The sequence below is a fragment of the Streptomyces sp. NPDC088733 genome (genome assembly GCF_044751185.1).
In the GTDB taxonomy this organism is placed as follows: domain Bacteria; phylum Actinomycetota; class Actinomycetes; order Streptomycetales; family Streptomycetaceae; genus Actinacidiphila.
This window is the reverse complement of record NZ_JBIVLH010000001.1, coordinates 620548-643229: the sequence shown is the minus strand read 5'-3', so window position 1 is coordinate 643229 and position 22682 is coordinate 620548. Positions and strand designations below refer to the sequence as shown.

General features: G+C 73.4%; 21 protein-coding genes. 12 read left to right on the top strand and 9 right to left on the bottom strand.

Annotated features, from left to right (window positions below; translation table 11 throughout):
- Positions 1-21: 21 nt before the first annotated feature.
- Complete coding sequence (locus ACIP64_RS02910; RefSeq protein WP_401580940.1) at positions 22-819, top strand: hypothetical protein; 798 nt, start codon at positions 22-24, stop codon at positions 817-819.
- Positions 820-979: 160 nt separating this feature from the next.
- Here the strand turns inward: ACIP64_RS02910 and ACIP64_RS02905 are convergent, their stop codons facing one another.
- Entirely contained in the window at positions 980-1921 is a 942-nt protein-coding gene (locus ACIP64_RS02905) for an SDR family oxidoreductase (RefSeq protein WP_401580938.1), read from the bottom strand.
- A gap of 196 nt (positions 1922-2117) precedes the next feature.
- Between ACIP64_RS02905 and ACIP64_RS02900 the strand changes: the two genes are divergently transcribed.
- The 3 genes from ACIP64_RS02900 to ACIP64_RS02890 all read left to right on the top strand — a co-directional run bounded on the left by ACIP64_RS02900 (position 2118) and on the right by ACIP64_RS02890 (position 3863).
- Positions 2118-2957, top strand: a complete 840-nt coding sequence (locus tag ACIP64_RS02900) for a helix-turn-helix transcriptional regulator (protein WP_401580936.1) — start codon at positions 2118-2120, stop codon at positions 2955-2957.
- Between the two features lie 71 nt (positions 2958-3028).
- A complete protein-coding gene (locus ACIP64_RS02895) occupies positions 3029-3508 on the top strand; it encodes a hypothetical protein (protein WP_401580935.1) in 480 nt (159 codons plus the stop codon).
- Between the two features lie 139 nt (positions 3509-3647).
- A complete protein-coding gene (locus ACIP64_RS02890) occupies positions 3648-3863 on the top strand; it encodes a hypothetical protein (RefSeq protein WP_401580933.1) in 216 nt (71 codons plus the stop codon).
- 39 nt (positions 3864-3902) lie between these two features.
- Here ACIP64_RS02890 and ACIP64_RS02885 read toward each other — a convergent pair whose 3' ends face one another.
- The 3 genes from ACIP64_RS02885 to ACIP64_RS02875 form a co-directional block, all read right to left on the bottom strand.
- Positions 3903-5612 carry a phospho-sugar mutase gene (locus ACIP64_RS02885; RefSeq protein ID WP_401580931.1) on the bottom strand — a complete coding sequence of 570 codons (1710 nt, stop codon included), beginning with the start codon at positions 5610-5612 and terminating at the stop codon, positions 3903-3905.
- Between the two features lie 262 nt (positions 5613-5874).
- Entirely contained in the window at positions 5875-6708 is an 834-nt protein-coding gene (locus ACIP64_RS02880) for a purine-nucleoside phosphorylase (protein WP_401580930.1), read from the bottom strand.
- Between the two features lie 187 nt (positions 6709-6895).
- Positions 6896-7333: a gamma-glutamylcyclotransferase gene (locus ACIP64_RS02875; RefSeq protein ID WP_360901941.1), complete on the bottom strand. Its 438-nt coding sequence runs from the start codon at positions 7331-7333 to the stop codon at positions 6896-6898.
- A gap of 93 nt (positions 7334-7426) precedes the next feature.
- Between ACIP64_RS02875 and ACIP64_RS02870 the strand changes: the two genes are divergently transcribed.
- A complete protein-coding gene (locus ACIP64_RS02870) occupies positions 7427-8875 on the top strand; it encodes an NAD(P)H-quinone dehydrogenase (protein WP_401580928.1) in 1449 nt (482 codons plus the stop codon).
- A gap of 155 nt (positions 8876-9030) precedes the next feature.
- Positions 9031-10029, top strand: a complete 999-nt coding sequence (locus tag ACIP64_RS02865) for a DeoR/GlpR family DNA-binding transcription regulator (RefSeq protein WP_401581165.1) — start codon at positions 9031-9033, stop codon at positions 10027-10029.
- 81 nt (positions 10030-10110) lie between these two features.
- Here the strand turns inward: ACIP64_RS02865 and ACIP64_RS02860 are convergent, their stop codons facing one another.
- Positions 10111-11883, bottom strand: a complete 1773-nt coding sequence (locus ACIP64_RS02860) for an acetyl/propionyl/methylcrotonyl-CoA carboxylase subunit alpha (RefSeq protein ID WP_401580926.1) — start codon at positions 11881-11883, stop codon at positions 10111-10113.
- A 375-nt stretch (positions 11884-12258) separates the two neighbouring features.
- On the opposite strand from ACIP64_RS02860, the gene ACIP64_RS02855 reads away from it, so the two are divergent.
- Entirely contained in the window at positions 12259-12726 is a 468-nt protein-coding gene (locus ACIP64_RS02855; RefSeq protein WP_401580925.1) for a hypothetical protein, read from the top strand.
- 550 nt (positions 12727-13276) lie between these two features.
- Here ACIP64_RS02855 and ACIP64_RS02850 read toward each other — a convergent pair.
- From ACIP64_RS02850 to ACIP64_RS02835, 4 genes are all read right to left on the bottom strand, one after another.
- Positions 13277-13894 (bottom strand): Maf family protein, encoded by a 618-nt coding sequence (locus ACIP64_RS02850; protein ID WP_401580923.1) that lies wholly within the window; start codon positions 13892-13894, stop codon positions 13277-13279.
- A gap of 13 nt (positions 13895-13907) precedes the next feature.
- Positions 13908-14039, bottom strand: a complete 132-nt coding sequence (mmpB, locus tag ACIP64_RS02845) for a morphogenic membrane protein MmpB (protein WP_401580922.1) — start codon at positions 14037-14039, stop codon at positions 13908-13910.
- 85 nt (positions 14040-14124) lie between these two features.
- The gene (locus ACIP64_RS02840; protein WP_360902925.1) at positions 14125-14328 is read right to left on the bottom strand and encodes an acyl-CoA carboxylase subunit epsilon; all 204 of its coding nucleotides are present in this window, start codon (positions 14326-14328) and stop codon (positions 14125-14127) included.
- 17 nt (positions 14329-14345) lie between these two features.
- Entirely contained in the window at positions 14346-15935 is a 1590-nt protein-coding gene (locus ACIP64_RS02835; protein ID WP_401580920.1) for an acyl-CoA carboxylase subunit beta, read from the bottom strand.
- Positions 15936-16076: 141 nt separating this feature from the next.
- Here ACIP64_RS02835 and ACIP64_RS02830 point away from each other — a divergent pair, with 141 nt between their 5' ends.
- From ACIP64_RS02830 to hutH, 5 genes are all read left to right on the top strand, one after another.
- A complete protein-coding gene (locus ACIP64_RS02830; protein ID WP_360901917.1) occupies positions 16077-16919 on the top strand; it encodes a biotin--[acetyl-CoA-carboxylase] ligase in 843 nt (280 codons plus the stop codon).
- Positions 16920-17013: 94 nt separating this feature from the next.
- Complete coding sequence (locus ACIP64_RS02825) at positions 17014-18174, top strand: adenylate/guanylate cyclase domain-containing protein (protein WP_401580919.1); 1161 nt, start codon at positions 17014-17016, stop codon at positions 18172-18174.
- Positions 18175-18270: 96 nt separating this feature from the next.
- Positions 18271-19074, top strand: a complete 804-nt coding sequence (locus tag ACIP64_RS02820; protein ID WP_401580917.1) for an enoyl-CoA hydratase/isomerase family protein — start codon at positions 18271-18273, stop codon at positions 19072-19074.
- A gap of 99 nt (positions 19075-19173) precedes the next feature.
- Positions 19174-20328, top strand: a complete 1155-nt coding sequence (locus tag ACIP64_RS02815; protein ID WP_401580915.1) for a GGDEF domain-containing protein — start codon at positions 19174-19176, stop codon at positions 20326-20328.
- Between the two features lie 787 nt (positions 20329-21115).
- Positions 21116-22681, top strand: a complete 1566-nt coding sequence (gene hutH / locus ACIP64_RS02810; RefSeq protein WP_401581162.1) for a histidine ammonia-lyase — start codon at positions 21116-21118, stop codon at positions 22679-22681.
- Position 22682 lies beyond the last annotated feature (1 nt).

The window sequence follows — 22682 nt, the reverse complement described above, 5'->3', positions numbered from 1 at the left end:
GTGTCCGAACGGAGGTGCGCGATGAGAGGCATCCGGGCGGCCGCGACCGTTGCGGGCCTGGTGGCGTGCGCGGCCCTCGCGGGCTGCGGCGCCCCGGCCCCGGCCGGTGAACCGCTCGCGGGGCCGGAGCCGGTCCCCGTCGCGAGCCCCACCCGATCGCGGACGCCGTCGGCGTCCGCTGCCCCGGTCACGCCGGCCGTCACCAGCACGGCGTCGCGCGCCGCGGCCCCCCGGCGCCCCCCGTCGGCACCGCCGCGGACCCACCCGCCGGTCCCGCCGTCCGCGGGCGCGACCACCGCGTCGCCGCGGCCCGGACTCCCGGATCTGTCGCGCACGGCGCCCCCCTCCCCGTCCGCGCCGCCGACCCCGCGGGCCACGCCCACCGCCCCGGCGTCCTCGCCACCGCCGTCGTCACGGGCCGCCTCCCCGGTGCCCTCCTCGCCGGTACCGGACGCGGCCACCGCCCTCCACATCGGCGACTGGTCGGCCCAGGTCGTCCGCGGCGACCAGGAGACCGTGGACGCCTGCCGTGACGCCGTCCAGTGGGACGGTCCCGAACTCGGCAGCGAGGACGGATACGCCCTGCGCACCGCCGTCGTCGTGGGCCACGACTACTGCGGCTTCCAGCGGTTCGCCACCCTGCCGATCGGCACGGCCGTCACCGCCACGACCCCGCGCGGCACCTTCACGTACCGCGTCTACGCCCACCACACCGAGCCCGGCCGCGGCACCCCCTCCCACGGCCTCTACTGGGGCGACCTGACCCTCCAGTCCTGCGTCGGCCCGAATACGGGCTTCAGCTACCTCAGGCGCGAATGAGCCGGCTCCGTCTGTACGCCCAGTCCCAGGACCGCGCGAGATACGACGTTCACCTCTGAACTCCTTGTCGCTGGATTTCGAAGACAGGACGTCCAAGTGGAATCCGGACTTTCGCAGGGTCCGCCATTTCACGGGAAAGTGATGCGCGTGGGCGCGGGGATCAGACGGTGGTCCCTGTGAGCCGCTCGGAGACGTCCCACAGCCGCTGGCGTTCGGCGTCGGTCGCGCCGCTCAGCGGGGAGTACATCCGCTGCTCGGCGGGCGGCCCGCCCAGGTTGCCGGGGCCGCTGGGCCCGTAGAGTGCGCCGGCCTTCGCGGCCGGATCGGTCGCCGCCATCAATGCGGGCAGTTTCGCCGTGGCGACGGTGCCGACGAGGATGCCGCTCGCCGAGAGCGCCCGGATGAGGCGGACCGCGGGTGTGTCCTTGGGGCGGCCCAGTTCCGGGCGGGCGGCGAGCAGGCTCGTGGGGGCGACACCGGGGTGGGAGAGGTTGCTGGTGATGCCCCAGCCGTTCGCCTCGCTGCGGCGTTGCAGTTCGATGCCGAAGAGCCCGAAGGCGATCTTGGACTGGACGTAGGCGCGCTGCTTGTCGTACCCGCGCTCCCAGTTGAGGTCGTCCCAGTTGATGGAGCCGCTGCGCGCGGCGATGCTGACCTGCGAGGTGACGCGGGCGCGGCCGGCCCGCAGCAGCGGGAGGAGGTGGCCCACGAGCGCGAAGTGGCCCAGGTGGTTGGTGCCGAACTGCAGCTCGTGGCCCTCGGCCGTGGCCTGCCGGGCCGGGGGGACCATCACGCCGGCGTTGTTGACGAGGATGTGGAGGGGCCGGCCCTCTTGCCGGAGGGTGTCGCCGAGGGCCGCGACGGAATCGAGCGAGGCCAGGTCGAGGACGCGCAGGGAGACCTTCGCCCCGGGAACGCTGTGCCGGATCTCCCGGATCGCTTTCTCGCCCTTGGCGGGATTGCGGACCGGCATGAGGACCTCCGCTCCCGCGGCGGCGAGCCGCGCGGCTATTTCCCGGCCCATTCCGTCGCTGGCGCCGGTGACGAGGGCGCGCTTTCCGGAAAGGTCCGGAATGGTGATGTCGATCTCGCGACGAGCCACGATGCACTCCTTGGGTCGTTGTTTCCGGAACAACACTCGGGGACACCGCGACCTCGTTCCAGGGACTGCCCATCCATGGATACGGAGAAAGGGAATGCACCCTTCCGTTTCTGCGGGAGAGGGGGATCGCCGGTCCGTGGCTCCGGCCGGACGCGGCCGGTAGAAAGGACGGCACAGGACCGGGGAGAGGGAGACCATGATCGATCGCGTCGGGCTGGCCGCGTTCCTCCGCAAGCGCCGGGAGTCGCTGCAACCCGAGGACGTCGGCCTTCCACGCGGCTCCCGGCGCCGTACGAGCGGTCTGCGGCGGGAGGAGGTCGCGGCGCTCTGCCACATGTCGACCGACTACTACTCCCGTCTCGAACGCGAGCGCGGGCCCCAGCCGTCGAGCCAGATGCTCGCCTCGATGGCCCTGGGGCTGCATCTCTCGCTCGCCGAGCGCGACCACCTCTTCCGCCTCGCGGGACAGCGGCCGCCGGACCCCAGCGGGATCAGCGAGCACATCAGCCCGGGCCTGCTGCGCATCCTCGACCGCCTCAGCGACACCCCCGCGGAGATCGCCACGGAGCTCGGCGAGACCTTGCGGCAGACCCCGATGAGCGTCGCGCTGTCCGGGGACATGACCCGCTACACCGGACCGGCCCGCAGCTCCGGGTTCCGGTGGTTCACCGATCCCTCGGCACGCCAGCGCTACGCGCCGGAGGAACACGCCTTCCTCACGCGCATGTACGCCTCGGGACTGCGCGAGGTCGTCACCCTCCGCGGGCCCGGCTCGCGCGCGGCGCAACTGGCCGACCTGCTCCTGGGCAGCAGCGAGGAGTTCCGCCGGGCGTGGGACAAACACGAGATCGGCGTACGCGCCCACGAGGTGAAACGCTTCGTGCACCCCGAGGTCGGCCCCCTCGATCTCACGTGCCAGCGCCTGGTCGATCCCGAACAGGCCCACTCACTGCTCGTCTACACGGCCATCCCCGGCACCGAGAGCCACGAGAAGTTGCGTCTGCTCTCCGTTATAGGGGCCCAGCCGCTCCGCTGACGCGCCGGGACGGCGTGCGTCGCCCGTTCGGGGGATGGCGGCATCGTCACTTTCGAAGTACTTTCAAAAACATGCCTACCGAGACCGGCGCCGTGAATTTCTCCGAGCTGGTGAACAAGAACAAGCAGACTCTCGCCCGGCTGAAGGAATCGCCCCGGTTGCTCTTGCACCGCAGGGATGGAGAGGACCTGGTCCTCACCACCGCGGCCCGGGCGGAGCAGGACCAGACCGTGGTGTCCGCCGCCACACGCATGCTCGCCGCGATCGCGCGGCGGGAGCCCGGCAGCATGGAACTCCTGCTCGACCTGCTTCCTGACGCGTTTCCCTGGGTGCGCTTCCTGCCCGAGCCCGATGTCCACGCCTTCGCCGTCGAACTGGTCGACACCATGCGTGCCGCGGATGCCCTGGGGAACAGTGCATCCGTCGCCCAGGTGCTCGTCGCCTGGCAGCACACGGCCGAGGCCCACTCCGATCCCGAACTGCTGGCCGCGCTCACCAGGGACCACGACGAGGACTACGGCGCGGTACCCGATCCGCGGGACACGGTGTGACGGCCGGCCGGGCGACCGAACGGCGCCTCCGGCGCCGGAGGGTCAGTGGGAGGTCCGCTTCGCGGACGCGGCCTCGGCCAAGGGATGGGAGAACCTTGCCGGGCAGGCCCCTGGAAACACGTACCGTGCGTGGCTGACGATGCGCACGAACCCCCGCCCGGTCGTGGAGACATCCCGGCACCATCGGCTCAAGGGCAGCCTGGCGCACGGCACCCACAGAGGGCGGACCTGCGAGCAATGGCAGATCGAAGTCACCGGCGGCGGTCGCGTCTGGTACCTGGTGGACACGGCGCACGACACGTGCTGGATCACCTTCGCGGGTGCGGGACACCCGCGGGCCACCGAGCGCCGCTGACGGAGCGCGGCCGTGTCGCTCCGTCAGCGGACGGGTGGGTCAGATGCCCGCGGCCGCCGCGAGGTCGGACTTGAGCGCGGCCAGGACCTCCGCCGCCCGCGTGCGGGTGGCCGCGAGGGTCTCGGCGCCGCCGGGGACCGGGAGGACGACCTCCAGGTAGCACTTGAGCTTGGGTTCCGTGCCGCTCGGGCGGACGATGACCCGGGCCGCCTCGACGGGACCGGCGCCGGCCAGGTGGTAGCGCAGGCCGTCCGTCGGGGGCAGGTCCTCGGTGCCCCGGGTGAGGTCCTCGGCGGTCGTCACGGCCAGCCCCGCCAGCGAGGTCGGCGGCCGCTCCCGCAGCCGCGTCATGGCCTCGCCGATGAGGCCGAGGTCGGCGACCCGCACCGAGAGCTGGTCGGTGGCGTGCAGGCCGTACTCCAGGGCGATGTCGTCCAGGAGGTCGGAGAGGGTGCGGCCCTTGGCCTTGAGCTCGGCGGCGAGTTCGGCGACGGCCAGGGCCGCGCTGATGCCGTCCTTGTCACGGACGCCCCCGGGGTCCACGCAGTAGCCGAGGGCCTCCTCGTAGCCGTAACGCAGGCCCTCCACGCGGGAGATCCACTTGAAGCCGGTCAGGGTGTCGGCGTAGTCCAGGCCCGCCCGGGCGGCGATGCGGGACAGCAGCGAGGAGGAGACGATGCTCGCCGCGAAGGTCCCGGTGGCGCGCTGGTGCACCAGATGCGTGGCGAGCAGGGCGCCCACCTCGTCGCCGCGCAGCATCCGCCAGCCGGCCTCCGTGCCGCGGTCCGGGACGGCGACGGCGCAGCGGTCCGCGTCGGGGTCGTTGGCGATGACGATGTCGGTGTCGACGCCCGGCGCGAGCGCGCGGGCGGCGGCGAAGGCCAGGTCCATCGCCCCCGGCTCCTCGGGGTTGGGGAAGGCGACCGTCGGGAAGTCCGGGTCGGGCTCGGCCTGTTCCGCGACGACGTGGGGGGCGGCGAAACCGGCCCGCGCGAAGGCGGCGGTCAGCGTGGAGCGGCCGACGCCGTGCAGGGGGGTGTAGACCACGGACAGGTCCCGCGGGGAGTGCCGGTCCACCACCGAGGCGACGCGCTCCAGATAGGCCTCGACGACCTCGTCGCCGTAGACCTGCCAGCCGTCACCGGCCGGCGGCACGTCCGCGAGCGGGCCGATCGCGGCGATCTCGGCGGCGATGCCGGAGTCGGCGGGCGGCACGATCTGCGAGCCGTCGCCGAGGTAGACCTTGTAGCCGTTGTCCTGGGGCGGGTTGTGGCTCGCGGTCACCATGACGCCCGCGGCCGCGCCGAGATGGCGTACGGCGAAGGCGAGCACGGGCGTGGGCAGCGGCCGGGACAGCAAGGCGGCGCGCAGCCCGGCGCCGACCATGACGGCGGCCGTGTCGCGCGCGAAGTCGTACGACTTGTGGCGGGCGTCGTAGCCGACGACGACCAGTCCGTCGCCCTGGCCGTGCGCCTTGAGGTACGCGGCCAGGCCCGCGGCCGCGCGGATGACGACCGAGCGGTTCATCCGCATCGGACCCGCGCCGATCTCGCCGCGCAGACCGGCGGTGCCGAACTGCAAGGTGCCCGCGAACCGGTCTGCCAGGTCGTCCGCCGCGGCCCGGTCACCGGCCTCGGCGGAGGCGAGCAGCACCTCCAGTTCGTCCCGGGTGTCCGGGTCGGGGTCCTCGGCCAGCCAGGTACGGGCCTGCCGGATCAGCTGCTCTGCGCTGTTGCTTGCGCTTGCCACGTCATGCTCCTGCGATGTCTCGGTCGTCGGTGCCGCCTCCGCCGCCGCGGCGGCCGGTCCCGGGACCGGCGTGCCGGGGCCGACCGGGGGCCGGGGGCCGGGTGGGGGCGGCGCGTGCCGGGGGACCAGTGAGTTACCGGGGTAACCTCCCCGCGCCCGCCGGTTCCCTAACCAGGTGAACCGGGCGCCCACGGCGCGCACGGGCGGGCGGGGCGGCGGTGCCCGGGTTCCGCCCTGTGCCGGTCGGGGTCCCGCCGGACGGTCAGATCCGCTCCAGCACCTGGGCGAGGAGGGCGCCCATGCGGGCGGCGGAGTCGCGGCCGGCCTCCAGGACCTCCTCGTGGTTGAGGGGTTCGCCGGTCATGCCCGCGGCCAGGTTGGTGACCAGGGAGATGCCGAGCACCTCGGCCCCCGCCTCGCGGGCCGCGATGGCCTCCAGCGTGGTGGACATGCCGACCAGGTCGCCGCCGATGGTGCGGACCATGTTGATCTCGGCGGGCGTCTCGTAGTGCGGGCCGGGGAGCTGGACGTAGACGCCCTCCTCCAGGGAGGGGTCGACCTCCTTGCACAGCGCGCGCAGCCGCGGCGAGTACAGGTCGGTGAGGTCCACGAAGTTGGCGCCCACGATCGGCGAGGTGGCCGTCATGTTGATGTGGTCGCTGATCAGCACGGCCTGGCCGGGCCGGTAGTCGGGGCGCAGCCCGCCGCAGCCGTTGGTGAGCACGACGGTCTTGCAGCCGGCGGCGACGGCGGTGCGCACACCGTGCACCACGGTGGCCACGCCGTGGCCCTCGTAGTAGTGGTTGCGGCCCAGGAACACCAGCGCGCGCCGGTCGCCCATCCGCACCGAGCGCACCTTGCCGGAGTGCCCGGCGACGGCGGGCGGCGGGAAGCCCGGCAGCTCGGTGATCGCGAACTCGTACTCGGCCTCTCCGAGCCGGTCGGCGGCCGGCACCCAGCCGGAGCCCATCACCAGGGCGACGTCGTGGGTCTCGTCGCCGGTGAGCTCGCGCAGGCGAGCGGCGGCCTCCGTGGCGGCGGCGTACGGGTCGCCCTGCGGAGTGCGGGCTGCGTTGGGATGTGCGGAAGAGTTCACGCCGATGAGGGTAGCCGGTTATCTCCTACGCGCGTAGACGTCTCAGGTCACGGTCTGCGAAACTTCGGAGGATCCGACGATTGACGGTCCCATTGTGCCGTCCGGGGAGTCCGGTGGTGAGCGCTTTCCCCGCGCATCACCCAGTGTTCATCTCCGCCCGCCGCCCGGTCCGGGGCGTGCCCCGCGGTCAGCAGGGGCGCTTGCGCAGTTCCATGACGTAGTCGTGCGGGGCGCCCGCGGACTCGGCCGCGTCGGCCATCTCGCCCAGGTAGCGGGCGGAGGGGAGGCCGCCCTCGTAGTCGTTGAGGACGTAGATCCACGCCGTCACGTCGCCGTCGAGGGTGTGCGCCCGGACCTGGTGGCGGCGGTAGATGCCGAGCGGGACGCCCTCCCAGCGGTCCAGCGACTCGTCGTCGACCGGGGCGATGTCGTACAGCCCGACGAAGACCTGGTGCAGCGGGTCCTCCACCAGAGTGGCGATCGCCCCCTCCCAGCCCATCTGCTCGCCGCCGAAGGTCAGGCGCCAGCCGTCGAGCCAGCCGGTTCCGCGCAGCGGCGAGTGCGGGGCGCGGCGGGTCATCAGCCGCGCGTCGAGGTTGCCGGCGTACGCGGCGTAGAGCGACATGGTGACGAGAGTACGACAGAGGGACCCCGCCCACCCGCCCACGACGGCCGGGCCGCGGGGCCCCGTAGGTGATCACTTGGCGCGTGCGGGACAATGGGGTACGTGACTCGGATCGTGATCATTGGTGGCGGACCCGGCGGATACGAAGCGGCCCTCGTGGCCAGCCAGCTGGGCGCGGAGGTGACCGTCGTCGACTGCGACGGCCTGGGCGGGGCGTCGGTGCTCACCGACTGCGTGCCGTCGAAGACCCTGATCGCGACGGCCGAGGTGATGACCACCTTCGACTCCTCGTACGAGGAACTGGGCATCATCGTGGCGGACGACACGCCGCACGTCGAGCAGGCGGCCCGCGTCGTCGGCGTCGACCTCGGCAAGGTCAACCGGCGGGTGAAGCGCCTCGCGCTCGCCCAGTCGCACGACATCGCCGCCTCCGTCACCCGCGCCGGCGCCCGGGTCATGCGCGGCCGAGGGCGGCTCGAGGGCATGCAGGCCATCGACGGCTCCCGCAAGGTCGTCGTGGCGGCCGCCGACGGCACGACCGAGACCCTCACCGCCGACGCCGTGCTGATCGCCACCGGCGGTCGCCCCCGCGAGCTCCCCGACGCGCTGCCGGACGGCGAGCGCATCCTCAACTGGACGCAGGTGTACGACCTGGACGAGCTCCCCGAGGAGCTCATCGTGGTCGGCTCCGGCGTGACCGGCGCCGAGTTCGCCGGCGCGTACCAGGCGCTCGGCTCCAAGGTGACGCTCGTCTCCTCCCGCGACCGCGTCCTGCCCGGCGAGGACCCGGACGCCGCCGCCGTCCTGGAGGACGTCTTCCGCCGCCGCGGCATGAACGTCATGGCCCGCTCCCGCGCCGAGTCCGCCAAGCGGGTGGGCGACCGCGTCGAGGTCACGCTCTCCGACGGCCGGGTCATCACCGGCAGCCACTGCCTCATGGCGGTCGGCGCCATACCCAACAGCTCCGACATGGGCCTGGAGGGCGCCGGGGTCAAGCTGAAGGAGTCCGGCCACATCTGGACCGACAAGGTCTCCCGCACCTCCGCCCCGGGCGTGTACGCGGCCGGTGACGTCACGGGCATCTTCGCGCTCGCGTCGGTCGCCGCCATGCAGGGCCGGATCGCGATGTACCACTTCCTCGGCGAGACGGTCGGCCCGCTCAACCTCAAGGCGGTCTCCTCGAACGTCTTCACCGACCCCGAGATCGCGACGGTCGGCTACACGCAGTCCGACGTCGACGCCGGCATCATCGACGCCCGCGTCCTGAAGCTGCCGCTGCTGCGCAACCCGCGGGCGAAGATGCAGGGCATCCGGGACGGCTTCGTGAAGCTCTTCTGCCGTCCGGGCACCGGGATCGTGGTCGGCGGCGTGGTCGTGTCGCTGCGCGCGAGCGAGCTGATCCACCCCATCTCGATCGCGGTCGACAACAATCTGACCGTCGAGCAGATGGCGAACACCTTCACGGTCTATCCGTCGCTGTCGGGCTCGATCGCGGAGGCCGCACGCCAGTTGGCCACCCGGAAGGCCGCCGGGGAGCTGTAACCGCGGGGCGCGGGGCCGCAGCTTTCCGTATAGCACGCGACGTCCGACTTCACGAACAACTTCTGTTAATCGGTGCAAACTGCTGATAGCAGACGGTCATTGGCGTTACTGTCAGTTTCGTGTTCGCAGCAGAACGTCGCCAACTGATCCTCGAAATGGTGCGCGCCAACGGAGCCGTTTCCCTCCGTGAGCTCGCCCGCGTCGTCCAGACCTCGGAAGTGACCGTACGGCGTGACGTGCGGGCGCTGGAGGCAGAAGGACTGCTCGACCGCCGGCACGGCGGTGCGGTGCTGCCGGGGGGCTTCACCAGGGAGTCCGGCTTCCCGCAGAAATCCCATCTATCGACCGCGGAGAAGACGGCGATCGCCGATCTCGCGGCCGGTCTCGTCGAGGAGGGCGAGGCCATTGTCGTCGGTGCCGGTACCACCACCCAGGAGCTGGCACGCCGGCTCGCCCGGGTGCCGGGGCTGACCGTCGTGACCAACTCCCTGCTCGTGGCGCAGGCGTTGGCGCATGCCAACCGGGTCGAGGTCGTCATGACCGGCGGCACGCTCCGCGGGTCCAACTACGCGCTGGTCGGCAGCGGCGCCGAGCAGTCCCTGCAGGGGCTGCGGGTCTCCCGGGCGTTCCTGTCCGGGGCCGGCCTCACCGCCGAACGCGGCCTGTCCACCTCGAACATGCTCTCCGCGAGCGTCGACCGGGCACTGGTCCAGGCGGCCGCGGAAGTCGTGGTGCTGGCCGACCACACCAAGCTGGGCACCGACACCATGTTCCAGACCGTGCCCACGGACCTGATCACCCATCTGGTCACCGACGCGCCGCCCGCGGGCGACGACCGCGCGGCGACCGAACTCCAGGCGCTGGCCGACCGCGGTGTGCAGGTCGCGGTGGCGTCGACCGACGGTGTGGACGGCGGGATGCCCCACGGGCGGCAGCGGCGGGAGATGCCGCCCGTGCCGGGTCCCCGCCGCCACCAGCACCCGCAGCCGGGCTACTCCGCCGGCAGCGCGGCCCCGCCCGGGGAGCCGCGCGCCCGGGCCGCCGGGCAGTCGGCCGGAGGCGTGGCGGGCAGCATGTCGCCGCTGCGCACCGCCCAACTGGCCGGGGAGCAGCAGGCCGCCCGGATCGCGGACCTGGCACCGCGCCGCCGCTGACCACCGCGGGCCCCGGCCGATCCTCGGCCGGGGCCTGCGTGCGGTGCCGTGCGTGCGGCGCTGTGCCGCCGCAGACGTGGATCAGTCCTTGATCTCGCAGATCAGCGCGCCGGAGGAGACGGAGGAGCCGACCTCGGCGGTCAGGCCCTTGATGGTGCCGGAGCGGTGCGCGTTGAGCGGCTGCTCCATCTTCATCGCCTCCAGGACGACGACCAGGTCGCCCTCCTTGACCTCCTGGCCCTCCTCCACGGCCACCTTCACGATGGTGCCCTGCATCGGCGAGGCCAGGCTGTCGCCGGAGGCGGCGGAGCCCGCCTTCTTCGCGGTGCGCCGCTTGGGACGCGCGCCGCCGGCGGCCGCCGTACGGGCCAGGGTCATGCCCAGCGAGGCCGGGAGGGAGACCTCCAGGCGCTTGCCGCCGACCTCGACCACCACGGTCTCGCGGCCCGACTCGTCGGACTCCTCACCGTCGCCGACGGCGGTGAAGGGCGGGATCTCGTTGGCGAACTCGGTCTCGATCCACCGGGTGTGGACCGTGAACGGGCCCTTCCCGCCGTGCACCTCGGGTGCGAACGCCGGGTCGGCGACCACCGCGCGGTGGAACGGGATGGCGGTGGCCATGCCCTCGACCTGGAACTCGGCCAGGGCACGCGCGGCGCGCTGCAGCGCCTGCTGCCGGGTGGCACCGGTGACGATCAGCTTGGCCAGCAGCGAGTCCCAGGCGGGGCCGATGACACTGCCGGCCTCCACGCCGGCGTCCAGGCGCACACCCGGGCCGGACGGGGTGTCGAACCGGGTGACCGTGCCGGGGGCCGGCAGGAAGTTGCGGCCCGGGTCCTCGCCGTTGATGCGGAACTCGAAGGAGTGACCGCGCATCGGCGGGTCGTCGTAGCCGAGCTCCTCGCCGTCGGCGATCCGGAACATCTCGCGGACCAGGTCGATGCCGGTGACCTCCTCGGTGACCGGGTGCTCGACCTGGAGGCGGGTGTTGACCTCCAGGAAGGAGATCGTGCCGTCGGTGCCGACCAGGAACTCGCAGGTGCCCGCGCCGACGTAGCCGGCCTCCTTGAGGATGGCCTTGGAGGCGCGGTAGAGCTGCTCGTTCTGCTCCGGGGTCAGGAAGGGCGCGGGCGCCTCCTCCACGAGCTTCTGGTGGCGGCGCTGGAGCGAGCAGTCACGGGTGGAGACCACGACCACGTTGCCGTGCTGGTCGGCCAGGCACTGGGTCTCCACGTGCCGGGGCTTGTCCAGGTAGCGCTCGACGAAGCACTCGCCGCGCCCGAAGGCGGCGACGGCCTCGCGCACCGCGGAGTCGTAGAGCTCCGGGACCTCCTCCAGCGTGCGGGCGACCTTCAGGCCGCGTCCGCCGCCGCCGAAGGCGGCCTTGATGGCGATCGGCAGGCCGTTCTCGCGCGCGAACGCCACGACCTCCTCCGACCCGGAGACCGGGTCGGGAGTGCCGGCCACCAGCGGCGCACCGGCGCGCTGCGCGATGTGCCGGGCGGCGACCTTGTCACCCAGGTCGCGGATGGCCTGCGGCGGCGGGCCGATCCAGGTCAGGCCGGCGTCGAGCACGGCCTGCGCGAAGTCGGCGTTCTCCGACAGGAAGCCGTACCCCGGGTGGACGGCGTCCGCCCCGGCTTCGGCTGCGGCCGCCAGCACCTTGGAGATGTCCAGGTAACTGGTGGCCGGAGTGTCACCGCCCAGCGCGTACGCCTCATCGGCCACGCGCACATGCAGCGCGTCCCGGTCCGGCTCCGCGTAGACGGCCACACTGGCGATCCCGGCATCCCGGCAGGCACGGGCGACGCGGACTGCGATTTCACCGCGGTTGGCGATGAGGACCTTGCGCACGATGGCTCCCTCCTTGAAACAAGCAGAGTTTAGGTACTGGCGACACTTCGTGCCGAGGCGCCCCTGGGGGTGAGCTTGCCCACACGGAGGGTGACACGGGTCCCCGCGGGGGGCTGGTATGCCGTGGCTTTCCACGGTAAATCCCTCTTCATCCCGGTGCTTGAGGCCCTGGGGTGTGGGCCGGGTCACCTGTCTCCACCGTGGCCGACGGGGTGTTGGTTTTGTGGGAACTCCACGAAGGCCCGGGGAAAACTTTGCCGGAGCGGCGCCCCATACGGGTGGCGGTGACGAAACCCTTGCCGCGACACCTACCCGTTAGTAGCGTGCGCCCTACGTGATACCGGCGGTAATCCGGTCGGGGACAGGGGGCGCGCAGTGCGCAGGAGTGTCGCCGCGACAGCGGCCGTAGTGCTCGTCCTGGAGGCGTTCGGCTTCGCCGTCGTCAACTGGGTGATGGGCATCGCCGTGGAGCACCAGCAGATGTCGCTCGGCGGCCTGGCGCCCCGTGCCATGGCGGCCGGGGCGTGGGCGGCCGGCGTGGTGATGGCGCTCTTCCTCATCGGCTGCGCGGTCGTCCTCGCCCGTGCCGCGCTCCGGGACCGCGCCCCCCGGCGCCTGGGCCGCGTCCTGCTGATCGTCTGCGCCGTCACCCACGGCGTGCTCGCCGCCGGCCTGGCCGCGCCGGTGGGCTGGGCGGCGTTCGTGGGGATGGTGGTGATCATGGGGCTGGTGGTGCTCAGCCTGGTGCTGTACGCCGATGGCGACACCCCGGCGGTCCCGGTCGCCGGGAAGCCGGACGGGGGCACGCCCCCGTCGCCTCCCGTGGCGCCGGCCGCGGTCTGACGGCCGCCGGCGGCAGCCGACCTCAGGGCTCGCCCGGTCCTGCACGCCGATGGCGTCGCCCCGGTCGCCGGGAAGCCGGACCGGGCGCCTCCCCGCGGCCTTCCGTGGCACGGGCCGCGGTCTGAGGGCCTCTGGCGGCAGCTGACCTTTGGGCTCAGTGCGCGGAGCGGGCTGCCCGAGGGCTGGTGGTGCTCAGCCTGGTGCTGCACGCCGATGGCGTCGCCCCGGCGGTCCCGGCCGCCGGGAAGCCGGACGGGGTGCCCCGCCGCCGTCTCCCGTGGCGCCGGCGCCGGTCTGCCGGTCGCCGATGGCGCCGCCCCCACGGTCCTGGCCGCGGTCTGAGGGCCGCCGGCGGCAGCTGACCTTGGTGCTCGGACCCAGAAGTCGGGGATGCGCTGACCGGGCTGCCCGAGGGCTGGAGGTGCTCAGCCTGGTGCTGCACGCCGATGGCGACACCCCGGCGGTCCCGGTCGCCGGGAAGCCGGACGGGGCGCCCCGCCGCCGCCTCCCGTGGCACCGGTCGCGATCTGAGGGCCGTTGAGGCCGGGTCTCAGACCCAGAAGTCGGTGATGCGCAGACCGAGCTCCGCGAAGAGCCGGCGCAGCAGCGGCAGCGACAGCCCGATGACATTGCCGGAGTCGCCGTCGATGCCGTCGACGAACGGTGCCGAGCGCCCGTCGAGGGTGAACGCCCCCGCCACCTTGAGCGGCTCGCCGGAGGCGACGTAGGCGGCGATCTCGTCGTCGTCCGGGGTGCCGAAGCGGACCGTGGTGGAGCCGGTGGCCGAGACCCGGCGGCCGCCCTGGGACAGGTCGATGACGCAGTGTCCGGTGCGGAGCACGCCGGAGCGGCCGCGCATGGCCTTCCAGCGCGCGGTGGCGTCCTCCGCGTCGGAGGGCTTGCCGAGGGCCTGGCCGTCCAGGTCGAGGACGGAGTCGCAGCCGATGACGACCTCGTCGCCGGAGAGTCCCGCGGCGACCGCGGCGGCCTTGGCCTCGGCAAGCACCAGGGCGAGTTCGGCGGGGCTGCCGGCGGTGACCGCCTCCTCGTCGACGCCGCTGACGACGACCCGCGGGTCGAGTCCGGCGTCCTTGAGCAGTCCGAGCCGGGCCGGGGAGGCCGAGGCGAGGACGAGCGGGCGGGTGCGGGCGCTGCGGCTGTCGGTCATGCCGTCATCGTAGTCAGCAGCGCCAGGCCACCAGGGCCGTGATGACGGGGACGGCGACGGCGATCACGAGCATCGCCCGGCGCATCATCGCCTGGGCCTGCCGCATCTCCTCGGGGGGTTCGTCGGACGGTTCGGACCACAGCATCCGTCCAGGGTGCGCCGCGTGCGGCCGCCCGCGCCTGAGTACGGATACTCAGCCGCGGACGGCACGCGCGGACGCGGTGCCCGGCTCAGTGCGGCCAGTAGGTGGCGCGCCAGGCGGCGGGAGCCGGGCGGAGCGCCCTGGACGGCACGTTGCGCGCGGGGTCGGCCCACTCGTCGGCGGATCGCGGGCCGTCGGCGGCGCCGGGCGCGGCCGCGGCCCGCGCCTGGACCAGGGCGACGACGGCCGCCAGTTCCTCCGGGGTCGGGTTGCCCCGTTCGACCTTGATCATCATCGTGGGCACACTCCTTACAGCGGGATGTTGCCGTGCTTCTTCGGCGGCAGGCTCTCGCGCTTGTTGCGCAGCGTCCGCAGCCCCTTCACCAGGTGCACGCGGGTCTCCGAGGGCATGATCACCGCGTCGACGTAGCCGCGTTCGGCCGCGACGTACGGGTTCAGCAGCGTGTCCTCGTACTCCCGCATCAGTTCCGCGCGCAGCGACTCCGCCTCCTCCGGCGTACCGGCCTCGGCGAGCGTGCGGCGGTGCAGGATGTTGACCGCGCCCTGGGCGCCCATGACGGCGATCTGGGCGGTCGGCCAGGCCAGGTTGAGGTCGGCGCCCAGGTGCTTGGAGCCCATGACGTCGTAGGCGCCGCCGAACGCCTTGCGGGTGATGACGGTGATCAGCGGCACGGTGGCCTCGGCGTACGCGTAGATCAGCTTGGCGCCGCGCCGGATGATGCCGTTCCACTCCTGGTCGGTGCCCGGCAGGAAGCCGGGGACGTCGACGAAGGTGATGACCGGGACGTTGAAGCTGTCGCAGGTGCGGACGAAGCGCGCCGCCTTCTCGCCGGCGTTGATGTCCAGGCAGCCGGCGAACTGCATCGGCTGGTTGGCGACGACGCCGACCGGGCTGCCCTCGATGCGGCCGAAGCCGGTGACGATGTTCGGGGCGAACATCGCTTGGGTCTCCAGGAACTCGCCGTCGTCCAGGACGTGCTCGATGACCTGGTGCATGTCGTACGGCTGGTTCGCCGAGTCCGGGATCAGCGCGTCGAGCTCCAGGTCCTCGGCGCCGACCTCCAGGTCCGCCTCCTGCGGGTAGGCCGGGGCCTCCTGGAGGTTGTTGGACGGCAGGTACGACAGCAGCGCCTTGACGTACTCGATGGCGTCCTTCTCGTCGCCCGCCATGTGGTGCGCGTTGCCCGAGACCGAGTTGTGCGAGCGGGCGCCGCCGAGCTCCTCGAAGCCGACGTCCTCGCCGGTGACGGTCTTGATGACGTCGGGGCCCGTGATGAACATGTGCGAGGTCTGGTCGACCATCACCACGAAGTCGGTGATGGCGGGGGAGTACACCGCGCCGCCCGCGCACGGGCCCATGATCAGCGAGATCTGCGGGATCACACCGGAGGCGTGGGTGTTGCGGCGGAAGATCTCGCCGTACAGGCCGAGCGAGGTCACGCCCTCCTGGATACGGGCGCCGCCGGAGTCGTTGATGCCGATGACCGGGCAGCCGGTCTTCAGCGCCCAGTCCATGACCTTCACGATCTTCTCGCCGAAGACCTCGCCGAGCGCCCCGCCGAACACCGTGAAGTCCTGCGAGAACACCGCGACCGGGCGCCCGTCGACGGTGCCGTAGCCGGTGACGACGCCGTCCCCGTACGGGCGGTTCTTCTCCAGGCCGAAGTTGGTCGAGCGGTGCCGCGCGAGTTCGTCGAGCTCCACGAACGAGTTGTCGTCCAGCAGCAGTTCGATGCGCTCACGGGCCGTCAGCTTGCCCTTCGCATGCTGCTTCTCCACCGCGCGCGCCGAGCCTGCGTGGGTCGCCTCCTCGGTGCGGCGGCGCAGGTCCGCGAGTTTCCCCGCGGTCGTGTGGATGTCGTACTCCGGCTCAGCCATGGGAGGCGGCTCTCCTGTTCCCGTCGGTCGGTCTGAGGGTGTGACGTGACTGGCGAGTAATTCTGTTTCCGTAGCGTAACCGCGTGGATGCTGCCCGGTCAGTGCGGCGTTGGCCACACCCCTGCTCCTAGGCTGGGGCACATGACATCGAACCGCTGGTCCGACCTCGACCGCCCGCCGCTGAACGTGACGGCCCTGCGCAAGGCGATCGTCACCCCGGACAGCCGGTGGACCTCCCTCGACCTCGTCGAGGCCACCGGCTCCACCAACAGCGACCTGGGCGCCCGCGCCCGCGAGGGCGCGCCCGAGGGCGCGGTGCTGGTCGCCGAGGAGCAGACGGCGGGCCGCGGCCGGCTGGACCGCCAGTGGCAGGCGCCGGCCCGCTCCGGACTGTTCTTCTCCGTCCTGCTGCGGCCGTCCGCCGCCCCCGCCCACCGCTGGGGCTGGCTGCCGCTGCTCGCCGGGGTCGCCACGGCGACCGCCGTCGCGCGCACGGCGGGCGTCGACACGGGCCTGAAGTGGCCCAACGACGTCCTGGTGACCGTCGGGGGCGAGGAGCGCAAGACCGGCGGCATCCTCGCCGAGCGGGTGGGCGACGACGCCGTCGTCCTCGGCATCGGGCTCAATGTCACCCTGCGCGAGGACGAGCTGCCGGTGCCCACCGCCGGGTCGCTGGCGCTCGCCGGGGCCAAGGTCGCCGACCGCGATCCGCTGCTGCGCGCCGTGCTGCGCTCGCTGGCCGACTGGTACGGCGAGTGGCTGGCCGCGGAGGGCGATCCGGCCGCCTCGCGGCTCCAGCAGGCGTACGCGGCCGGCTGCACGACCCTGGGCCGCACGGTGCGCGCGATGCTCCCCGGCGGGGCCGAGGTGACCGGCCGCGCGGTCGCCGTGGACGAGGACGGACGCCTGGTCGTCGCCACCGGTACGGGCGAGCAGGCGGTGGCCGCGGGCGACGTCGTCCATGTGCGGCCGGCGGGAGAGTGAGCCAGGCCACACCTGTCGTATGGTTGGTGCGGCAGCCGCCATACAACAGGTGTGCGGAGGGGCCGGAGCGCAGGGACCCTGGAGGGGGCGGGCGGTGAGCGTGGACGACGCGAGCGACCTCCCGTCGCACGACGGACCGGACCGGGAGCCGGGCAGCGGGCCCGAGGGCACCGCACCCGAGGACGAGCCGGACGCCGAGCCGCAGGACGATCCCGGGGCCGGGACCCCCGGTCCGGACGAGGACCCCATCGCGCTCCGCCTGGAGGCGCTGATCATGGGCGCGGAACGGCTCTACACGCCGTTCCAGGCGGCCCGCAGCGCCGGTGTCTCCATGGACCTCGCGGCGCGCTTCTGGCGCGCCATGGGCTTCGCCGACATCGGCCAGGCACGGGCCCTGACCGAGGCCGACGTGCTCGCGCTGCGCCGCCTGGCGGGCCTGGTGGAGGCCGGCCTGATCAGCGAGAACACCGCCATCCAAGTGGCCCGCTCCACGGGCCAGACCACCGCGCGGCTCGCCGAGTGGCAGACCGACTCCTTCCTGGAGGAGCTGACCGAGCCGCCCGAGCCCGGCCTGACCCGGGCCGAGGTCGCCTACCCGCTGGTCGAACTGCTGCTGCCGGAGCTGGAGGAGTTCCTGACGTACGTCTGGCGGCGCCAGCTGGCCGCCGCCACCAGCCGGGTCGTGCGCTCCGACGACGAGGAGGCCGTGGACCGCCGGCTCGCCGTCGGCTTCGCCGACCTCGTCGGCTTCACCCGGCTGACCCGGCGGCTGGAGGAGGAGGAACTCGGCGAACTGGTCGAGGCCTTCGAGACCACGGCCGCCGACCAGGTCGCCGCCCACGGCGGGCGGCTGGTCAAGACCCTCGGCGACGAAGTGCTGTTCATCGCCGACGACCCGGGCACCGCCGCCGAGATCGGCATGCGGCTGATCGAGACGATGAACGGCGACGAGACGATGCCCGCGCTCCGCGTGGGCATCGCCTTCGGCACGGTCACCACGCGGATGGGCGACGTCTTCGGCACCACGGTGAACCTGGCGAGCCGGCTGACCTCGATAGCGCCCCGCGACGCGGTGCTCGTCGACGGGGAGCTCGCGCAGGCGCTGGTCGCCGGCGGCGAGGCGCCCGAGTCGGAGGCGGAGATCGAGCCCGGGTCGGACGAGAAGTACCGCTTCGCGCTGCAGCCGATGTGGCGGCGGCCGGTGCGCGGTCTGGGCGTCGTGGAGCCCTGGCTGCTGAGCCGCCGCGGCGGCTGAGCGGGCCGGGGACGCTTTCGCCCGCGGGTCCGGCGCCCTACCCTGCTCGGGTTGGTTCACGATCGTTAACGGCCGACCCGAAGGGGTGCGTGGGCAATGTCCGAGCAGCGGTTTGGTGAGTGGGTGGCGGTCCGCCGGCACGGTGACGCGGGTCGGGTCGCCGAGCTGGTGCTCGACCGGCCGAAGGCGATGAACGCCGTCTCCACGGACATGGCGCGAGGGATCGCCGAGGCGTGCGCGGCCCTGGCGGCCGACCGTTCGGTGAGCGTCGCCGTGCTGAGCTCCACCCATGAGCGGGCCTTCTGCGTCGGCGCCGACCTCAAGGAGCGCAACTCCTTCTCCGACGCCGACCTGATGAAGCAGCGCCCGCACACCCGGGCCGCCTACACCGCCGTACTGGAGCTGCCGATGCCCTCGGTGGCCGCGGTGCACGGCTTCGCACTCGGCGGCGGCTACGAACTGGCGCTGGCCTGCGACGTGATCGTGGCGGACCCGACGGCCGTCGTCGGGCTGCCCGAGGTCTCGGTCGGCGTGATCCCCGGAGGCGGCGGCACGCAGCTGCTCCCGCGCCGGGTGGGCGCCGCCCGTGCGGCGCAGCTGATCTTCACGGGGCGGCGGGTGCCCGCGGCGGAGGCGCTCGGGCTGGGCCTGATCGACGTCCTCGCCGAGGAGGGCCAGGACGGTACGGAGGCGCTGGCGTTGGCCGCCCGGATGGCCAGGAACTCCCCGGTCGGGCTGTGGGCCGCCAAGCGGGCGCTGCGCCTCGGCCAGGGCACGGACCTGCGCACCGGCCTGGACGTGGAGGACGCGGCCTGGCGCACGGTCGCCTTCTCCGGGGACCGGGCGGAGGGCGTGGCGGCGTTCAACGAGAAGCGCGACCCGGTGTGGCCGGGGGAGTGATTGGCGCGGGAAACGGCCGTGCCGGGCGGGCCCGGAGCGCGCATGATCCGGTAAACGTCGCAAACTGGTAAAAAGTGTGCGGCGACAGGAGACGGGCGCATGAACGGCACCGGCGGCGGGGACGTGCGACTGCGCGCCGTCGCCGAGCTGGCGCGGGCAGTGGCCGCGGCGAAGTCGCCGATGGAAGCGGTCGTCGCCGCCGCCACCGCCGCCCGGGTCGCCCTCGGCGGCACCATGGCGGCGGTCTCCCGCTGGGAACGCGACCGCGGACGGCTGCGGGTCCTGGTCAACGACGGCGACCTCGCGCCCGACGAGGAGGCGCAGCCCGACGAGGAGGTCTACTCGGTCGCCGACTTCCCCGAGATCGTGGAGTTCCTGCACGGCCGGTGGACCGAGGGCGGCGAGCCGCACGCCTGGGTCGAGACCGCGGACGGCCCCGCGGGCGACCGTACCGGCGCCTACTGCCACCAGCGGGTCGCCATGCTGCGCCGGCGCGGCCGCTCCTCGTGCGTGATCGCGCCGATCCTGCTGCACGGGCTCGCCTGGGGCGAGCTCTACGTCGCCCGGGCGGCCGGTCGGCCGGTCTTCGACCGGGACGACACCGAGTTCGCCACCGTCCTGGCGGCGCTCACCGCCGCCGGGATCGCGCAGACCGAGCGGCTGGCGGAGGTGCGGCGGCTGGCCTTCACCGACCCGCTGACCGGACTGGCCAACCGGCGCGCGGTGGACCAGCGCCTCGAGGAGGCCCTGGAGCGGCACCGCGCCGACGGGACCCCCGTCAGCCTCGTGGTCTGCGACCTCAACGGCCTCAAACGGGTCAACGACCAGCTCGGGCACGCGGTCGGCGACCGCCTGCTGGTCGGCTTCGGCTCGGTGCTCTCGCTGTGCGGCGCGGCGCTGGAGGAGAGCCTGGTGGCCCGGCTGGGAGGCGACGAGTTCTGCCTGCTGTCGGTGGGGCACGGGGCCGAGGACGTGGTCCGGGTCGCCGAGGAGCTGTGCGTGCGGACCAAATGGCTGGGACTGGGCGACGGGGTCGCCGTGGGGGTGGCCTCGACGGACGCCGAGATCGGGCCGGTCACCTCGGCCCGGCGGCTGTTCCGGCTGGCGGACGCCGCCCAGTACCGGGCGAAGGCCCTGCACTCCATTGAGCCGGTCGTCGCGGGCCGCGGCGCACCGGAGGACCCGGTCGTCCGCCTCGCCGACCAGCCCGCGGGCCACGACGTGGAACGCCGCCGCTTCCGCGGCCGGGACTAGGCGGGCCGCGGCCCGCGGGGTCCCGACTGCGCTGCGTCGGCCGTCGGCGGTTACGGCTTGCGCCGGAAGCCGGGCTCGCGCGTGCGGCCCGGTACCTGGGCCGTCCCGGTTGCGGCGGGGGTTCTTCCCGCGCTGCGGGCGTTGGTTGCCGGCGTGCGGGGTGCCGCGGCGGTGCGCGTGGTCTGTGGTGGGCGGCGGAAGCCGGGCTCGTGCGGGCGGGTTGGAGCCTTGCGCTGTTCCGGCTGTTGGTGCGGTGTGTCCGGGGCCCGCGCGGGGCGGCGGCTCGGGCGGTTCGTCGCCGGTGTGCGGGGTGGCCGCGGGGTCGCGCAGGGGGGTCGCGGTCCCGGTTGCGGCGGGGGTTGTTCCGACGCTGCGGGTGTTGGTCGCCGTCGTGCGGAGTGCGTTGAGGGGCTTGCGCGGGCGCGAGGGCTTGGCCGGTTGGTCGCCGCGGTGCGCGCGGTGCGCGTGGTCTGTGGTGGGCGGCGTGCCCGTGCCGTCCCGGCTGCGATGGGGGTTGTTCCGCGGTCGCCGTCGTGCGGGGTGCGCAGCCGTGGCCGGCAGTTTCGGCTTGCGCGGACGGGTCGGTGCCTCTCGCGGCTGCTGTGGTCGTCGGCGCCGTGCGGGGTGCTCGTGGGCTCGGGCGGGCAGGTCGTTCCCGCCCGGGGGTGGGCCTGTGCGGGTGCGGTGCCGCAGGCCGGGTCGTGGGGGCCCGCGGCCCCCCGCGTAGGGTCGGAAACCGGACGCGTGACAGGTTGGGATTCAGTCCGTAGGGTGCGTGAATATGGGTATGCATAACGTGGTGATCGGGGCCCACGGGGCCACGGTGGAGGATGTGCTGGCTGTCGCCCGCGGTGGCGCGCGCGTGGAGCTGTCGGCGGAGGCGCTGGCCGGGATCGCCGCGGCGCGCGACGTCGTGGACGCGCTGGCGGCGAAGCCGGAGCCGGTCTACGGCGTGTCCACCGGCTTCGGCGCGCTGGCCGTGCGGCACATCAGCCCTGAGCTGCGCGCCCAGCTCCAGCGCAGCCTGGTGCGCTCGCATGCGGCGGGCATGGGCCCGCGCGTGGAGCGCGAGGTCGTCCGCGCGCTGATGTTCCTGCGGCTGAAGACGCTCGCCTCCGGCCGGACCGGTGTGCGCCCCGTCGTCGCCGAGACGATGGCCGCCCTGCTCAACGCGGGCATCACCCCCGTGGTCCACGAGTTCGGCTCGCTGGGCTGCTCCGGCGACCTGGCCCCGCTCGCGCACTGCGCGCTGGTGCTCATGGGCGAGGGCGAGGCGGAGGGCCCCGACGGCGTCGTGCGCCCGGTTCCCGAGCTGCTGGCCGCGCACGGCATCGAGCCCGTCGAACTGCGCGAGAAGGAGGGCCTGGCCCTCATCAACGGCACCGACGGCATGCTCGGCATGCTCGTGATGGCCCTCGACGACCTGCGTCTGCTGTTCACCTCCGCCGACGTCACCGCCGCGCTGTCCCTGGAGGCGCTGCTCGGCACCGACAAGGTGCTCGCCCCCGAACTGCACGCCATCCGTCCGCACCCGGGCCAGGCCGCCAGCGCCTCCAACATGCGCCGTGTGCTGGCCGGTTCCGGGCTCACCGGGCACCACCAGGACGACGCGCCGCGCGTGCAGGACGCGTACTCGATCCGCTGCGCCCCGCAGGTGGCCGGCGCGGGCCGCGACACCGTGGCGCACGCGCTGACCGTCGCCGAGCGCGAGCTGGCCTCGGCCGTCGACAACCCCGTGGTGCTGTTCGGGGACGAGGGCTCCGAGGGGCGGCTGGAGTCCAACGGCAACTTCCACGGCGCTCCCGTGGCCTACGTGCTGGACTTCCTGGCCATCGCCGCCGCCGACCTCGGCTCGATAGCGGAACGGCGCACCGACCGGCTGCTGGACAAGAGCCGTTCGCACGGCCTGCCCGCCTTCCTGGCCGACGACCCGGGTGTGGACTCGGGCCTGATGATCGCTCAGTACACGCAGGCCGCGCTCGTCAGCGAGAACAAGCGGCTCGCGGTGCCCGCCTCGGTGGACTCCATCCCCTCCTCGGCGATGCAGGAGGACCACGTCTCGATGGGCTGGTCGGCCGCGCGGAAGCTGCGGCAGGCGGTGGACAACCTGACCCGCATCGTGGCGATCGAACTGGTCGCCGCGTCCCGGGCGATCGAGATGCGCGTGCAGGGCAGCGAGGTCCTGGTGCCGGCGCCCGCGTCACAGGCGGTGCTGAAGGCCGCGCGTGAGGCGGATGTGACCGGCCCGGGCCCGGACCGCTTCCTGGCCCCGGACCTGGCGGCCGCGTACGAGTTCGTCCGCAGCGGCGCCCTGGTGGCGGCGGCCGAGTCGGCGACCGGGCCGCTGGCCTGAG

What these genes read in the sequence shown, in the direction of transcription:
- ACIP64_RS02910 (WP_401580940.1), top strand. Translation starts at nt 22, where the DNA reads ATGAGAGGCATCCGGGCGGCCGCGACCGTTGCGGGCCTGGTGGCGTGC.
- ACIP64_RS02900 (WP_401580936.1), top strand. Translation starts at nt 2,118, where the DNA reads ATGATCGATCGCGTCGGGCTGGCCGCGTTCCTCCGCAAGCGCCGGGAG.
- ACIP64_RS02895 (WP_401580935.1), top strand. Translation starts at nt 3,029, where the DNA reads ATGCCTACCGAGACCGGCGCCGTGAATTTCTCCGAGCTGGTGAACAAG.
- ACIP64_RS02890 (WP_401580933.1), top strand. Translation starts at nt 3,648, where the DNA reads ATGCGCACGAACCCCCGCCCGGTCGTGGAGACATCCCGGCACCATCGG.
- ACIP64_RS02875 (WP_360901941.1), bottom strand. Translation starts at nt 7,333, where the DNA reads ATGTCGCTCTACGCCGCGTACGCCGGCAACCTCGACGCGCGGCTGATG.
- ACIP64_RS02870 (WP_401580928.1), top strand. Translation starts at nt 7,427, where the DNA reads ATGGGGTACGTGACTCGGATCGTGATCATTGGTGGCGGACCCGGCGGA.
- ACIP64_RS02865 (WP_401581165.1), top strand. Translation starts at nt 9,031, where the DNA reads ATGGTGCGCGCCAACGGAGCCGTTTCCCTCCGTGAGCTCGCCCGCGTC.
- ACIP64_RS02850 (WP_401580923.1), bottom strand. Translation starts at nt 13,894, where the DNA reads ATGACCGACAGCCGCAGCGCCCGCACCCGCCCGCTCGTCCTCGCCTCG.
- mmpB (WP_401580922.1), bottom strand. Translation starts at nt 14,039, where the DNA reads ATGCTGTGGTCCGAACCGTCCGACGAACCCCCCGAGGAGATGCGGCAG.
- ACIP64_RS02840 (WP_360902925.1), bottom strand. Translation starts at nt 14,328, where the DNA reads ATGATCAAGGTCGAACGGGGCAACCCGACCCCGGAGGAACTGGCGGCC.
- ACIP64_RS02835 (WP_401580920.1), bottom strand. Translation starts at nt 15,935, where the DNA reads ATGGCTGAGCCGGAGTACGACATCCACACGACCGCGGGGAAACTCGCG.
- ACIP64_RS02830 (WP_360901917.1), top strand. Translation starts at nt 16,077, where the DNA reads ATGACATCGAACCGCTGGTCCGACCTCGACCGCCCGCCGCTGAACGTG.
- ACIP64_RS02820 (WP_401580917.1), top strand. Translation starts at nt 18,271, where the DNA reads ATGTCCGAGCAGCGGTTTGGTGAGTGGGTGGCGGTCCGCCGGCACGGT.
- ACIP64_RS02815 (WP_401580915.1), top strand. Translation starts at nt 19,174, where the DNA reads ATGAACGGCACCGGCGGCGGGGACGTGCGACTGCGCGCCGTCGCCGAG.
- hutH (WP_401581162.1), top strand. Translation starts at nt 21,116, where the DNA reads ATGCATAACGTGGTGATCGGGGCCCACGGGGCCACGGTGGAGGATGTG.